The organism is Pseudomonas nitroreducens (assembly GCF_010994165.1).
Lineage (GTDB): Bacteria > Pseudomonadota > Gammaproteobacteria > Pseudomonadales > Pseudomonadaceae > Pseudomonas > Pseudomonas nitroreducens.
The window spans coordinates 507,941-519,911 of record NZ_WMBX01000002.1 but is presented as its reverse complement, the minus strand read 5'-3'; the positions used below and the strand labels follow the sequence as shown (position 1 = coordinate 519,911).

The 11,971-nt window shown below is 65.6% G+C and carries 16 protein-coding genes; 12 read left to right on the top strand and 4 right to left on the bottom strand.

What is annotated here, in order from left to right:
- Positions 1-29 precede the first annotated feature (29 nt).
- The gene (locus GJV37_RS10325) at positions 30-1,103 is read right to left on the bottom strand and encodes a metallophosphoesterase (protein WP_240967257.1); all 1,074 of its coding nucleotides are present in this window, start codon (positions 1,101-1,103) and stop codon (positions 30-32) included.
- A gap of 117 nt (positions 1,104-1,220) precedes the next feature.
- On the opposite strand from GJV37_RS10325, the gene GJV37_RS10320 reads away from it, so the two are divergent.
- The gene (locus GJV37_RS10320) at positions 1,221-2,657 is read left to right on the top strand and encodes an ArnT family glycosyltransferase (RefSeq protein ID WP_084357672.1); all 1,437 of its coding nucleotides are present in this window, start codon (positions 1,221-1,223) and stop codon (positions 2,655-2,657) included.
- A 78-nt stretch (positions 2,658-2,735) separates the two neighbouring features.
- Positions 2,736-3,824 carry an FUSC family protein gene (locus tag GJV37_RS10315; RefSeq protein WP_024762286.1) on the top strand — a complete coding sequence of 363 codons (1,089 nt, stop codon included), beginning with the start codon at positions 2,736-2,738 and terminating at the stop codon, positions 3,822-3,824.
- A gap of 31 nt (positions 3,825-3,855) precedes the next feature.
- Here GJV37_RS10315 and GJV37_RS10310 read toward each other — a convergent pair whose 3' ends face one another.
- Positions 3,856-4,608 (bottom strand): 3-oxoacyl-ACP reductase family protein, encoded by a 753-nt coding sequence (locus GJV37_RS10310; RefSeq protein WP_024762287.1) that lies wholly within the window; start codon positions 4,606-4,608, stop codon positions 3,856-3,858.
- Positions 4,609-4,730: 122 nt separating this feature from the next.
- Between GJV37_RS10310 and GJV37_RS10305 the strand changes: the two genes are divergently transcribed.
- A complete protein-coding gene (locus GJV37_RS10305; RefSeq protein ID WP_037009195.1) occupies positions 4,731-5,654 on the top strand; it encodes a LysR family transcriptional regulator in 924 nt (307 codons plus the stop codon).
- Between the two features lie 142 nt (positions 5,655-5,796).
- A complete protein-coding gene (locus tag GJV37_RS10300; RefSeq protein ID WP_024762289.1) occupies positions 5,797-6,054 on the top strand; it encodes a hypothetical protein in 258 nt (85 codons plus the stop codon).
- Between the two features lie 66 nt (positions 6,055-6,120).
- Here the strand turns inward: GJV37_RS10300 and GJV37_RS10295 are convergent, their stop codons facing one another.
- The gene (locus GJV37_RS10295) at positions 6,121-6,447 is read right to left on the bottom strand and encodes an I78 family peptidase inhibitor (RefSeq protein WP_024762290.1); all 327 of its coding nucleotides are present in this window, start codon (positions 6,445-6,447) and stop codon (positions 6,121-6,123) included.
- A 225-nt stretch (positions 6,448-6,672) separates the two neighbouring features.
- Here GJV37_RS10295 and GJV37_RS10290 point away from each other — a divergent pair, with 225 nt between their 5' ends.
- Entirely contained in the window at positions 6,673-7,047 is a 375-nt protein-coding gene (locus GJV37_RS10290) for a hypothetical protein (protein ID WP_024762291.1), read from the top strand.
- 46 nt (positions 7,048-7,093) lie between these two features.
- On the opposite strand, the gene GJV37_RS10285 is transcribed toward GJV37_RS10290, so the two are convergent.
- Positions 7,094-7,966 (bottom strand): LysR family transcriptional regulator, encoded by an 873-nt coding sequence (locus GJV37_RS10285; RefSeq protein WP_037009200.1) that lies wholly within the window; start codon positions 7,964-7,966, stop codon positions 7,094-7,096.
- 108 nt (positions 7,967-8,074) lie between these two features.
- Between GJV37_RS10285 and GJV37_RS10280 the strand changes: the two genes are divergently transcribed.
- The 7 genes from GJV37_RS10280 (at position 8,075) to GJV37_RS10250 (ending at position 11,971) form a co-directional block, all read left to right on the top strand.
- Positions 8,075-8,809 carry a CTP synthase C-terminal region-related (seleno)protein gene (locus GJV37_RS10280; protein WP_065083859.1) on the top strand — a complete coding sequence of 245 codons (735 nt, stop codon included), beginning with the start codon at positions 8,075-8,077 and terminating at the stop codon, positions 8,807-8,809.
- Positions 8,806-9,129 (top strand): antibiotic biosynthesis monooxygenase family protein, encoded by a 324-nt coding sequence (locus tag GJV37_RS10275; RefSeq protein ID WP_170858597.1) that lies wholly within the window; start codon positions 8,806-8,808, stop codon positions 9,127-9,129. The genes GJV37_RS10280 and GJV37_RS10275 overlap by 4 nt, the downstream gene beginning before the upstream one ends.
- 92 nt (positions 9,130-9,221) lie before the next feature.
- Positions 9,222-9,683 carry a hypothetical protein gene (locus GJV37_RS10270; RefSeq protein ID WP_024762295.1) on the top strand — a complete coding sequence of 154 codons (462 nt, stop codon included), beginning with the start codon at positions 9,222-9,224 and terminating at the stop codon, positions 9,681-9,683.
- Between the two features lie 20 nt (positions 9,684-9,703).
- Positions 9,704-10,129: a VOC family protein gene (locus tag GJV37_RS10265; RefSeq protein ID WP_193452417.1), complete on the top strand. Its 426-nt coding sequence runs from the start codon at positions 9,704-9,706 to the stop codon at positions 10,127-10,129.
- 116 nt (positions 10,130-10,245) lie between these two features.
- A complete protein-coding gene (locus GJV37_RS29755; RefSeq protein WP_338125872.1) occupies positions 10,246-10,905 on the top strand; it encodes a C40 family peptidase in 660 nt (219 codons plus the stop codon).
- Positions 10,906-11,051: 146 nt separating this feature from the next.
- Complete coding sequence (locus GJV37_RS10255; protein ID WP_037009206.1) at positions 11,052-11,645, top strand: C40 family peptidase; 594 nt, start codon at positions 11,052-11,054, stop codon at positions 11,643-11,645.
- A gap of 32 nt (positions 11,646-11,677) precedes the next feature.
- Entirely contained in the window at positions 11,678-11,971 is a 294-nt protein-coding gene (locus tag GJV37_RS10250; protein WP_037009208.1) for a hypothetical protein, read from the top strand.

Genomic DNA, 11,971 nt, shown 5'->3' with positions numbered 1-11,971 from the left:
GGATTCTAGCGAAAACCCCCAGGGCTCAACTACTGGCCAGTGGCCGTGCTCGTCTTCAACTGGCCAACGTCGTCCCGCTTCAGGCAGCCCTGGGCCAGCCAGGGGCAGGCCCGCGCCCAGAGAAAGCCCTGCTCGCGGTCTCCCTGCGGGTTGTAGTAGGCCAGCTGCAGCCGGTCCGCGCTGAAGGCCAACCGTGCAAAGCCGTGCTGTTCGACCGCGAACAAGGTGCCATCGGCCGGCACACCGGGCCCGATGCCGTCGAGCGTCTGGCCGCCGCCACCGGAGACCAGCCAGGCGGGCTCGCCAGGGCGGACTATCACCTCCTGGTTGTGCTCATGGCCGGACAGGTAGAGATCCACCCCACTGTGCTGCATCGCCGGCAGCAACTGCTGCAGCAACGCGTTGTCATCGCCGTGCTTGCCGCCACTGCTGCGGATCGCGTGGTGTGCCACCACCATCTTCCACAATGGTGCAGGCCCCGGCCGGGCAAAGGCCGCCTGCAGGAAGTCTGCCTGGCGCTGGCGGCCGGCGGCATCGGCATTGGTATCGAGGAACGCGACCCGTAACAGCGGGCGCCCCTCTGCCTCGCCGAAATCGCGCGTATAGAAGGGAGCAGGCATCTGCCAGCGGCCGGAGCCCGCGCGCTGCCGGGCGTAGTCCAGTTCGACGGCGGCGGAGGCCGGGAAGTCGTGATTGCCCAGTACCGCGTAGAACGGCACATGGCTGAGCCAGCGACCGTGGTAGACGCGCTCGAACTTGAGCTGCCAGGCCGGATCGTCGACACCGCTCAGCGCCTTGCCGTAGAAGTTGTCGCCCAGCAGCAGGACCATGTTCACCCCGTTATCACTCTCCGCCACACGCTCCATGCCCTCCGCCACGCGCCATTGCTGCAGGTCGCCACTGCCCTGGTCGCCCAGCGCCAGCAAGGTGACCTGTGCGGGGTTCTGGCCCAGCAAGGGCGTATAGGGCGGCGGTGGCACCAGCACCATGAAGCCGGCCAGGCATCCGGCCACGACGATCAGCACGAACAGAGTCAGCAGCAGATAACGCCGGCGCGAACGAGGGGCCGGGGTAACGCGGGAACCAGGCAGGCGAGCGGACATGGCGACCCCCAGGGGAGTACCGGGTGAGGGTCGCAGTGAAGCACCGAGAAGGTTAATTTCGCGTTAACGAAATGTCGCCTATACATGCAGGCTAAAACCCCCTGCCCGGGATCCGCCATGAACCAGCGCCGCCATCTACTCCTCCTGCTCGTGCTGGGCGGCCTGCTGTTCTTCTGCGCGCTGGGCAATCACCAGTTGCAGGGCTCCACCGAACCCAGGGTGGCGGGCATCGCGATGGAAATGTACCTGGATCGCGACTGGGTGACGCCGCGCCTGAACGGCCAGCCGTTCCTGGAAAAGCCACCATTGAGCCTGTGGCTGGACGTTGCCGCCATCCAACTGTTCGGTCCGACCACCTTGTCCGTGCGGCTGGCCTCGGCATTTGCCGGGCTGTTCTGCGTGCTGCTGCTCTACGGCGCGCTCCGGCGCAGCGGCCGACCGGCGACGCTCGCGCTGCTCGCCGCGCTGATGCTGATGACCCTGGCGAGTTTCTGGGCCAATGCACGCCAGGTGGGCGAAGACGCCCTGCTCACGCTGGGCGTAACCCTGGCGCTGTTGTCCTTCCTGCAGGCCTGGCTCAGGCCACCGGGGCGCACCGGGCACTGGCTGGCGTTCGCCGCAGGGATCGCCCTCTCCACCCTGAGCAAGGGCGTACTGGGCCTGGCGTTGCCGGGGGTGGTGATCTTCGCCTGCCTGCTGTGGGACAGCCTGGCGCGGCGCCGCCTGGCAGTTTCCACCTGGCTGCGACCGCTGCTGTGGACACTGCCGGGCCTTCTGCCGCTGCTGGCCTGGCTGTTGTTCCTCTATCACGATGGCGGGCCTGCAGCCCTGCAGGAAATCCTCTGGACCAACAGCGTCGGCCGCTTCAGCGGCTCGTTCAGCGAAGCCGGGCATTTCGAACCCTTCTACTACTACCTGGTGCGTCTGCCGCAGGCCTTCCTGCCGTGGAACATCCTGCTCTACCTCGGGCTCTGGCACCTGCGCAAACGCCTGGCGCGGGACCGCTACCTGCTGTTCTTCTGCCTGTGGCTAGCGGCACAGTTCGCCCTGCTCAGCTTCGCCTCCAGCAAGCGCCTGGTCTACCTGATGGCGCTGGCCCCGGCAGCGGCGGTAATCGCCGCCGAGTTCGGTCATGTCCTGCTGACGCGCTGGCATGCCCGGGCTTCGCAGTGGATGCGCCGTGCCTCCGTGTTCCTGGCGTTGCTGGTACCCGCCTGCTACCTGGGATACGCGATATGGGTCGAACCCCGCGCCGATCTGAAGGAATCCTTCCTGCCGCTGACCGAGCAGATTCGCCAGTACCAGATGCTCGGGCGCCAGGTGGCGCTGTACCAGCCCAGCGAGCGGCTGGCCGGCGCCAGCGTGTTCTACAGCCGCAGCCTGCTGCCGGCCCTGCAGACCAGCGAGGAGCTGACGACCTTCCTCGGCCAGCCGGATGAGCACATCGCCCTGCTGGAAAGCCAAACCGTGCCACAGGCGCCACTGAGCGTGCTGCAGCACTTCCGAGTGGGCGAGCGCGACTACTACTTCGTCGGCCAGCAGTCATCGAGATGATTGACCCGGGGCCGACCGTTGCGGTCGGGAGCGGCTAACCTTGCTGCATCGCCACCGTCCGCACAGGAGCCGCTTCCCTTGGCGAAGCAACCCTCGATCCTGACCTTGCCGTTCCGCCGCCTGGCCAATCCCTACACCCGTTATCGCTACGCCGCCTGGATCCACTGCGTGCGCGTCGGCCTCGCCCTGCTCGCCTCGATGCTGCTGACCAGCGCGCTGAAACTGCCGCACGGGCTCTGGGCCTCGGTGACGGTGCTGGTGGTGATGGGCGGGCTGGTGCACCAGGGGACGATCCGCGGCAAGTCCTACGAACGGGTGCTCGGCACCCTGGCTGGCGCGGCGCTGGGCCTGTGCGTGATCGCGGTCTACGACCGCACGCGCTCGCTCGCCCTCACCTACCTGGTGATGTCGGTGCTGGGCGCAGCCTCGGCCTTCTATGCGATTCGCCGTCCCGGCTATGTCGCGCTGCTGGCGGGGATCACCATGTGCATTGTCGCCGGCCCCGGCGAGACTGGCTTTACCGAAGGGTTGTGGCGCTCGGCCAATGTGCTGATCGGTGTCGCGGTGGCCCTGGTCTTCTCGCAGATCTACCCGTTGCGGGCGGTCTACGTCTGGCGCTACCTGCTCTCGGACAACCTGCGCGCCTGTGCGCGAATGTATGGGCAGTTGTCGTCCAACCACGACTTTACCGCCGAGCATTTCGCCCGCCAGCTGGAAGAACTGGACCATCGGCTGGTGGCTTCACGTGCCCACCTGGGTCCGGTATCGCGGGAGACGGGCATGCCGCTGCGCGAGCTGGAGATCCTCCAGCGCATCCATCGCGCCATCATGGGCACCCTGGAATCGCTGATCGCCTCGCGGCAGTTTGCCGCCCAGGCCGGGGAGATAGAACCGGTGCCTGCCAGCCTCGACACCCACCGGCAGATCATCGGACGCCTGTTGCTGCAATCGGCCCACGCCCTGAAGTTCAGCCGCACCAGCAAGCTGGTCCAGGCCTGCCAGGGCCTGGACAACCTGCCGGCACGGCCGCACAACCTGACCGATTCCTTCGAGAAACAGGGCTTCTACTGGCTGACTCTGCGCCTCTACGAGCAGGTGGAGATGCTCTCGGCAAAACTCGCCAGCACCTCCACCCATTGGAACATCCAGAGCCGCGACCGGGCCTGAGCCCGGCCGTGCTGCGCTTACCAAGAGCCCATCAGGCGCCGAAGCCGCCGTCGATGGTCAGGCTGGCGCCGGTGATGTAGCCGGCTTCCGGGCCAGCCAGGTAGGCGACGAAGGCGGCGATCTCTTCCGCGCGGCCGTAACGGCCTACCGCCATCAGGTCCATCAGCGATGCGGCGAAGTCGCTGTCGGCCGGGTTCATGTCAGTGTCCACCGGACCGGGCTGCACGTTGTTCACGGTGATGCCGCGCGGGCCGAGGTCACGAGCCAGGCCCTTGGTCAGACCGACGATGGCCGACTTGCTCATGGCGTAGACCGCGCCGCCGCCGAAGGGCATGCGGTCCGCGTTGGTGCTGCCGATGGTGATGATGCGCCCGCCCTGTCCCATATGCCGCGCAGCGGCCTGGGTGGCGACGAACACGCTGCGCACGTTCACTGCCAGGGTGCGGTCGAGGTCTTCCAGGCTGAACTCTTCCACCGGGGCGATGGCCAGCACGCCGGCGTTGTTCACCAGGATATCGATGCCGCCCAGGCGCTGGGCGGCGGTATCGATGGCGCTCTGCACGGACGCCGCGTCGCCGCTGTCGGCCTTCAGCGCTAGGGCGCGGCCGCCGGCAGCTTCGATGCTGGCGGCGAGGTCTTCGGCCTTCTGCGCCGAGCTGACGTAGGTGAAGGCCACGGCGGCGCCTTCGCGGGCCAGACGCTGCACGATGGCAGCGCCGATGCCGCGGGAACCGCCTTGTACGAAAGCGACTTTGCCAGCAAGGGATTGGGTGGTGGTGGTCATGATGCGTCTCCGAAACAGGAAGTGGGATTAAGTTCGACGGGGCCAGTTTCCCCTTCGTACTCGTTACTCGGTAGCCAGCAATCGCTATATTCAGTCGATACCAAACGTCCGGAATACCACCCATGGAAAGCCTGATCAGTATCGAATGCTTCGTCCGCAGCGCCGAAGCCGGCAGCTTCGCGGCGGCCGCGCGGCGTCTGGGCCTGACCCCGGCGGCAGTGAGCAAGAACGTCGCCCGCCTGGAAAACAACCTGGGCGTGCGGCTGTTCCAGCGTAGTACCCGCAGCCTGACCCTGACTGAATCGGGTGAGCGATTTCTCGATGAAGCCGGCGGCGGCCTGGCCAGCCTGCAGAGCGCCATCGCCAACCTGGCCAGCGCCGATGGCCAGCCCAGCGGAGCGCTGAAGGTGAGTATGGGGCTGGTGTTCGGCCGCGATTACATCCTGCCGCTGCTGGGAGACTTCCTGGCGCGCTACCCGGCGATCCGCCCGGACTGGCACTTCGACAATCGCCAGGTCGACCTGATCGCCGAGGGCTTCGACGCGGCCATCGGAGGCGGCTTCGAACTGCCGCCCGGCGTTGTCGCACGCAAGCTCTGCCCGGCGCACCTGGTGCTGCTGGCCTCGCCGGCGTACCTGGAAGGCCGCCCGGCGATCCGCTATCCGTCGGACCTGCCCAGCCATGACGGCATCCGCATCCGCTCGCCGCAGACCGGGCGCGTCCGCCCCTGGCCGCTGACCAACCGCCAGCAGTCCCAGGCGCCGATCGCGCTGAAGGAGCGCATGACCTTCAGCGACCCGGAGGCGGCGTGCGTCGCCGCGCTCATGGGCCTGGGCGTGACCCTGGTCAGCATGCAGCACGCGGTGCCCTACCTGGACGACGGCCGCCTGGTACGCGTGCTGCCGCAGTGGTACGTGGATGCCGGCAACACGGCGCTCTACTATGCCGCGCAGAAACTGCTGCCGGCCAAGACGCGGGTATTCGTCGACTATGTCATCGAGCACTTCCGCAGCCAGGGCCTGGAGCGGAAGTTCAGCGCCATCTGACCAGCGACACGGCGGATCGGCATTTTCCTGACTAGCGTCAGAAATGAAATGAATTCGCGGGGAAAGCGCTTGTCGATTGTTAGCAAGCTAACTTAATTTCGAATTTCTTCGATTCGGTAAATGAGATGCAAGGAGAACCTGCATGAAAAAGTACGCTCTGCTCCTGGCCATGGTGTTTTCCGTACCGGCTTTCGCTGACAGTGCGCTGTGCGATGGCAACCTGCAGCAGATCAACGACTTCCTCAAGACCGCTAGCAAGAACGCGACCGGCGTTAAGGTCAACGCGGTCCATGAGTACCTCGCCAAAGCCGAGGAAGCGAAGAAGGCCGGCAACTACGAGGAGTGTGTCAACCAGTCCAGCCAGGCACTACGCGTGATCAAGAAGCCCGCCAACCGCTGATAATCACTGGACAGGAAAAGCCCCGCCTAGGCGGGGCTTTTTCATGGGTACTGACAGGTGCTCGGCTCAGCCGCAGGAAACCTGCTTCACCACCTGATTGTCGTCAACATCAATGTTCAGGCGCTGCGAGTTGTACTCCATGGTCACCGGCTGGTGCGGAGTGAGCACGCGGGCGACACTGGCGCCGGCATCGCGGCGCGCCTCTTCGGTCAGCGTCGGGGTAACGACCTTGCCGATGATCGACTGCACCGCCTTGGCATTGCAGGTGCCGGTCATCGCCGGCGAGCTGTCCGCGGCCGGCTGGGCGGCATCGGACGGGGAATCCTTGGAACTGCAACCGGCTAGCGCGGCGACAGCGAGAAGCGACAAGAGAGTCACTCGGTTGAAGGGCATGGAAGGTCTCCCTGGTTCTTCATGGAAAAAACGCGAAAGGCGCCACCTTACCAGCCCCAGGGCTGCGGCGGCGCGATGGATGTATTGCAGGCTGATACATGCAGGCCCGTCGCAGAGCCTTGCAGCACCATTTACACAACCTTTACACCAGCGGCGTTACGATTCTTTCGAGGCCGATGTCTCATAGATACCGGGATCCTCGCCGGGTTCCTCAGGAGGTGCATCATGCTTCACCGTCTCCCCCAGATCGCCCTGCTCTGCGCTGGCCTAGCCCTCGCAGGTCAAGCCGCGGCCAACAGCAACACTGATGCCGCCGCCATCGGCGCCGTGGTCGGTGCCGTTGTCGGGGGTGCAGTGGTTGCCGGCTCGCAACCCGCGCCAGCGCCCTATTACGCGCCGCCACCCCCGGTGGCGTACTACCCGCCGCAGCCGGTTTACTACCAACCGGCGCCGGTCTACCAACCCGTCTACCAGCCGGTCTACCGCCCGGTGGTGGTGGTGCCGGGCCCGCGTTACTACGGGCCGCCTCGCTACTATGGTCCGCCGCGCTATTACGGCCCTGGCTACTACGGCCCGCCGGGACACTACCGTCACTGGTAATAGCCATTACGGACAAAAGACCCCGCCTCCTGGCGGGGTCTTTCATTCAGGCCGGCAGGCGAATGCTGCCGGCCAGTTCCTCGAACAACGTCACCACCGCCCGCAAGGCCCGGCAGTCTGGCCGGGTCAGCAGCCAGAGATGGATGCTGCAGCCGGGCAGTTCCGGCTCCAGCACCTGCAAGCCGTCGTCCGGGCGCAGCAGGAACGCCGGCAGCGCCGCCAAGCCCAGGCCTGCGCGGCACAGGTCCAGCACCGACAGCATGCTGTTGCAGCGGTAGGCCGGCAGCACCGAGGGGTAAGCCTGGCGACGCCAGGCAACGCTGGAGTGATCGGGGAGAAAGTCATCCGGGGCGATCCAGCTCATTTCCTGCCAGGGGCGGTCGCCCTGCTCGGCCAGGTAATCGCGATGGGCGCAGAGGACGTAGTGCACCTCGCCCAGCTTGCGTCCCACCAGATGCTCCGGCGGCGCATTGGTCAGACGCAGGGCAATGTCGGCATCGCGGCGACTGAGGTTGGCGAAGGCATTGGAAGTGGTCAGCTCCAGGTTGAGCGCCGGGTAGCGCTTCATGAAGCGCGCCAGGGCAGGCAGGAGCAGGCCCTGCAGCACGGTATCGGAACAGGTCAGGCGCACGGTGCCACTGAGCACGTCGTGCCCCTGCTCCAGCCCCAGGCGTGCCGCTTCCAGCGCCTGCTCGGCCAGTTCCGCCTGGGTCGCCAGTTGCTGTGCGGTGGCGGTCGCCAGGTAGCCGTTGCGGCCCTTCTCGAACAACGCGGTACCCAACGCCTTCTCCAGCCTGCGCACGGCACGGAATACGGTGGAAACGTCTACCTCGAGCAATTCCGAGGCACGGGCAAGGCTGCCCCCGCGCACCAGTGCCAGCACCAGGGCGAGATCGGCGTATTCCAGACGGTATTGCATCGACGCACTCCAAGGTTGCGCAACCGCCCATTTTCGATTGCGCCTGCGCAACTATAAATTGCCTCCCATGGGCCCGCCAATGGGCCACGACGCCGGGGGGAACAACGGATGGGAAAACGTCGTAAAACACTGCGGATCGGCCTGATCGGCGACCGCGACAGCCGCGTCACCGCCCACTGGGCGATACCCCTGGCCCTGCAGCAATCGCTGCTGCCGCATTCGGGGACGCTGCGCGTGGACTGGCTGGATACCCCGCGCCTCGCCGAAGGCCTGGAGTTGGAAGGGTACTCGGGCTTCTGGTGCATCCCCGGCAGCCCCTACCTGAACACCGAAGGTGCCTTGCGCGCGATCCGCTTCGCCCGCGAGCGCGAGGTGCCCTTCCTTGGTACCTGCGGTGGCTTCCAGCATGCCCTGCTGGAGCGCGCTCGCCATGTACTGGCCTGGAGCGACGCGGCCCATGGGGAACTGGAACCGGAGGCGACGCAACAGGTGGTCCATGCGCTGCCCTGCTCCCTGCTGGAAGTCAGCGAGACCATCCGTCTCACGCCCGGTTCGAACCTGGCGGCCATCTACGGGCTGCCGGAGATTCGTGAAGGTTACCGCTGCCGCTACGGCGTGAACCCCGAGTTCCAGGACGTCCTGTTCGGCGGCTCGCTGCGCGCCTGTGCCCGCGGCGAGGACGACAGCATTCGCGCGCTGGAAGCCGCCGACCATCCGTTCTTCATCGCCACCCTGTTTCAACCCGAGCGCAAGGCCCTGGCCGGCATCGCCGTACCGCTGGCCGAGGCGCTCCTGTCCGCCGCGTTCCGCCATCATTCCAGCCGAATAGGGAGTCCCGCATGATCGCCAGCACACCGCAACCGCCATACTACGCCGTGACCTTCACTTCCTACCGTACCGAGCTGGACGAAGGCTACGGCGCCACTGCCGAGCGCATGCTCGAGTTGGCGGCACTGCAGGACGGCTTCCTTGGCGTCGAGTCCGCCCGGGGTGCCGATGGCCTGGGCATCACGGTGTCCTACTGGCGCGACGAAGCCGCCATCCGCAGCTGGAAGCAGCAGAGTGAACACCGCTTGGCGCAGCAGGCCGGCCGCCGCGACTGGTACAGCGCCTTCCGCGTGCGCATCAGCCGCATCGAGCGCGAGTACGGTTTCGAACGCTGAGCGACCCGTTCTGGCCCAGACACGACATGCCGGGTTCGATGCCCGGCACACATCGTCTAGGCTGGTCCCCATTGAGCAAGGGGGACCGACGCATGCACCGACAAGCCAGTGAACTGCAGGCCGCCTACCTGGGCGAGGTCCGCGGCGAAAACTTCTTTCTCGGCCTGGCCGAGCAATTGCCCGAAGGCGCAGCCTCAATGCTCCTGCTGGCACGGCTGGAGCGCCAGACCGGCCTGCGCATGGCGCGCCTGCTGCAGCGCCACGGCCTGCCGCTTGGCGATACCGCCCACGCCGCCGCCCAGGGCCGGCAACGCGCCGCCGACTGGCTCGGGCTCGACTGGACGCAGACCCTGGAGAAACTCGAAGTGCTGGTGGAGCCTTACGTCCAGCGCTACGACAGCCTGGCCGATGATGGCGACGACGATGACCGCGACATACTCGACGAACTCGCCGAGCACGAACATGCCCTGCTGGAATTCACCCGCCTCGCCCGCCAGGGTCAGATAAACGCGGCCAAGGCTACCATCACTCGCCTGCTGGCCGTACCGGCCTGAAACCGACAAGGAGCATGCCCATGGCCCTGTCGCCCTTCCACCTGGCCATCCCCGTCTATGACCTGGCACTGGCGCGGCGTTTCTATGGCGAGGTACTGGGCCTCGGCGAGGGCCGCAGCAGCGCTCAGTGGGTGGATTTCGACTTCTTCGGTCACCAGTTGGTGATCCACCTGCACCCGCGTACAGCCAGCCAGACGGCCGCGCATACCACTGCCGTGGCCGGCCACGATGTGCCGGTGCCGCACTTCGGCGTAGTGTTGGACTGGGGGGACTGGGAGCGCCTGGCGCAGCGCCTGCGCGAGCACGGCACGCAGTTTGTCATCGAGCCCCACGTGCGCTTCCAGGGACAGGTGGGCGAGCAGGCGACGTTCTTCTTCTTCGACCCTTGCGGCAATGCCCTGGAGTTCAAGTCGTTCAAGGATATCGGCCAGCTGTTCGCATCCTGACCGTCGGTCAGACGTGGAAATCGCCTTCATGCCACATGGAAATCTCCTACATAGCACCTGATAGCCAGTTCCTAGGATAACGCCCGTCTCCAACGCTCACCCTGAGGTGACTCGACGTGCGCCCCATCCGCTGGATTCCGTTTTACCTGTTCTGCACCCTGGGTGCGTCCATCGCCCTGGCAGATGATTACGACGCGCCAGACTGGCGTCGTTACGAAAGCGCCGTGATCGACCGGAGCTTCTCGTCCGCTGGCCACGCTTCGCGCGGCAGCGAGCAACGCGGCGTGGCCCATCGCATGCAGCGCAACGGGGAATTCTCACAAGCACACCAACGAAGCGCCGCGGTCCTGGCCTCCCGTGACCACGACCTGGGCAGCCGGCAATTCAGCCCGGTAGACACCTCGCGCATCGTCGAGCGCGCCCACGAGCTGATCGGCACTCCCTACCGCTGGGGCGGTGAAAGCGAGGAAAACGGCTTCGACTGCAGCGGTCTGCTCGTCTATCTCTACCGCAGCATCGCCAACCGCAAGCTGCCGCGCACCACCCATTCGATGATTGCCCAGCGCCAGAACGAAGTCAGCCGCGCCGAACTGCAACCCGGCGACGCGGTCTTCTTCAACCACAACGGCGGCGGCAGCGCCAGCCATGTCGGCCTGTATATCGGCGACGACCGCTTCATCCACGCGCCGCGAACCGGCAAGACCATTCGTATCGACTCCCTGGACAACAGCTACTGGCGGCGCAGCTACACCACCGCGCGTCGTTTCAGCGGCTGAGGCGGCAGACGTTCGAACCGAGTCACTCGTAGATTCATTAATCGGAAAAAACCCACAAGACTATGCAGGTTCCCCACGTTAATCCGATGCAGGAGATTTCTAAGATAACGCCCCGTTTCGCTAACTAGCCACACGATGTGTCGACGATGCGCTTCCTTACCCTGCTGAGCACGACCCTGCTGCTCACCCTGGCCATGCCCTTTGCCGAAGCGCGCGAAGTCAAGCGTCCGGCGCCGCACAAGGCGACATCCCACCTGTCGCGCACAACCCATGCCAAGGTGGTCAATCGCAACAACGTTCGCCCGCACAGGGAACTGAAGCGTCCGCTGCGGACCGGCGCGCACAAGGCAGTGCCATCGACCAACTGGCGAGTGGTCGCTAGAGCCCGAGAGCTCATTGGCCTGCCCTACCGCTATGGCGGCACCACACTGGCCAGCGGCTTTGATTGCAGCGGGCTGCTGGTCTACCTCTTCCGGACGGAGGCTGGCATGCAGTTGCCACGCACCACCGGCGAAATGATCGAGGAAGCCGGGCGTCATGTCGCGCGCGATGAACTCAAGCCTGGTGACGCGGTGTTCTTCAACCATAATGGGCGCGGCAATGTCAGCCACGTCGGCCTCTACATCGGCAATAACCTGTTCATTCACGCCCCGAGCAGCGGCGAACGAGTCCGCATGGACTCGCTGAACAGCGATTATTGGGAACGCAGCTTCACCACCGCCCGCCGCTTCAACGGCTGATATTCAATTTCCACCACAGGACCTTCCGAACAATGCCCAGCCTGCTGGTCGAAATAGTGCGCTACACCGAAGAGTGCTTTCCGGGATGGGCGGAATGCCGCTTGATCGACGCGGGTGGGCGTGACTGGCGCTTCCTCAAGCCGCGTGCGCGGCTGCACACCGGCAGCAGCGATGACCGTTTGCCGGCCGTTGGCCGCATCGATTGCGAAGTACTGGAGCGCCTAGACGGCAGCGTATTGGTGAGTACCGCCAGCCCACGTGGCATCAAGTCGCTGGAAGGGGAAAACCGTTTTCGGATTCCCCTGAGCGCCCTGATCGAAGATTGA

Excerpts from the sequence above, each read along its gene's own strand:
- GJV37_RS10255 (WP_037009206.1), top strand. The coding sequence starts at position 11,052 with ATGCGCTTCCTTACCCTGCTGAGCACGACCCTGCTGCTCACCCTGGCC.
- GJV37_RS10305 (WP_037009195.1), top strand. The coding sequence starts at position 4,731 with ATGGAAAGCCTGATCAGTATCGAATGCTTCGTCCGCAGCGCCGAAGCC.
- GJV37_RS10295 (WP_024762290.1), bottom strand. The coding sequence starts at position 6,447 with ATGCCCTTCAACCGAGTGACTCTCTTGTCGCTTCTCGCTGTCGCCGCG.
- GJV37_RS10310 (WP_024762287.1), bottom strand. The coding sequence starts at position 4,608 with ATGACCACCACCACCCAATCCCTTGCTGGCAAAGTCGCTTTCGTACAA.
- GJV37_RS10270 (WP_024762295.1), top strand. The coding sequence starts at position 9,222 with ATGCACCGACAAGCCAGTGAACTGCAGGCCGCCTACCTGGGCGAGGTC.
- GJV37_RS10280 (WP_065083859.1), top strand. The coding sequence starts at position 8,075 with ATGGGAAAACGTCGTAAAACACTGCGGATCGGCCTGATCGGCGACCGC.
- GJV37_RS10320 (WP_084357672.1), top strand. The coding sequence starts at position 1,221 with ATGAACCAGCGCCGCCATCTACTCCTCCTGCTCGTGCTGGGCGGCCTG.
- GJV37_RS10265 (WP_193452417.1), top strand. The coding sequence starts at position 9,704 with ATGGCCCTGTCGCCCTTCCACCTGGCCATCCCCGTCTATGACCTGGCA.
- GJV37_RS10285 (WP_037009200.1), bottom strand. The coding sequence starts at position 7,966 with ATGCAATACCGTCTGGAATACGCCGATCTCGCCCTGGTGCTGGCACTG.
- GJV37_RS10290 (WP_024762291.1), top strand. The coding sequence starts at position 6,673 with ATGCTTCACCGTCTCCCCCAGATCGCCCTGCTCTGCGCTGGCCTAGCC.
- GJV37_RS10250 (WP_037009208.1), top strand. The coding sequence starts at position 11,678 with ATGCCCAGCCTGCTGGTCGAAATAGTGCGCTACACCGAAGAGTGCTTT.
- GJV37_RS10300 (WP_024762289.1), top strand. The coding sequence starts at position 5,797 with ATGAAAAAGTACGCTCTGCTCCTGGCCATGGTGTTTTCCGTACCGGCT.
- GJV37_RS10275 (WP_170858597.1), top strand. The coding sequence starts at position 8,806 with ATGATCGCCAGCACACCGCAACCGCCATACTACGCCGTGACCTTCACT.
- GJV37_RS10325 (WP_240967257.1), bottom strand. The coding sequence starts at position 1,103 with ATGTCCGCTCGCCTGCCTGGTTCCCGCGTTACCCCGGCCCCTCGTTCG.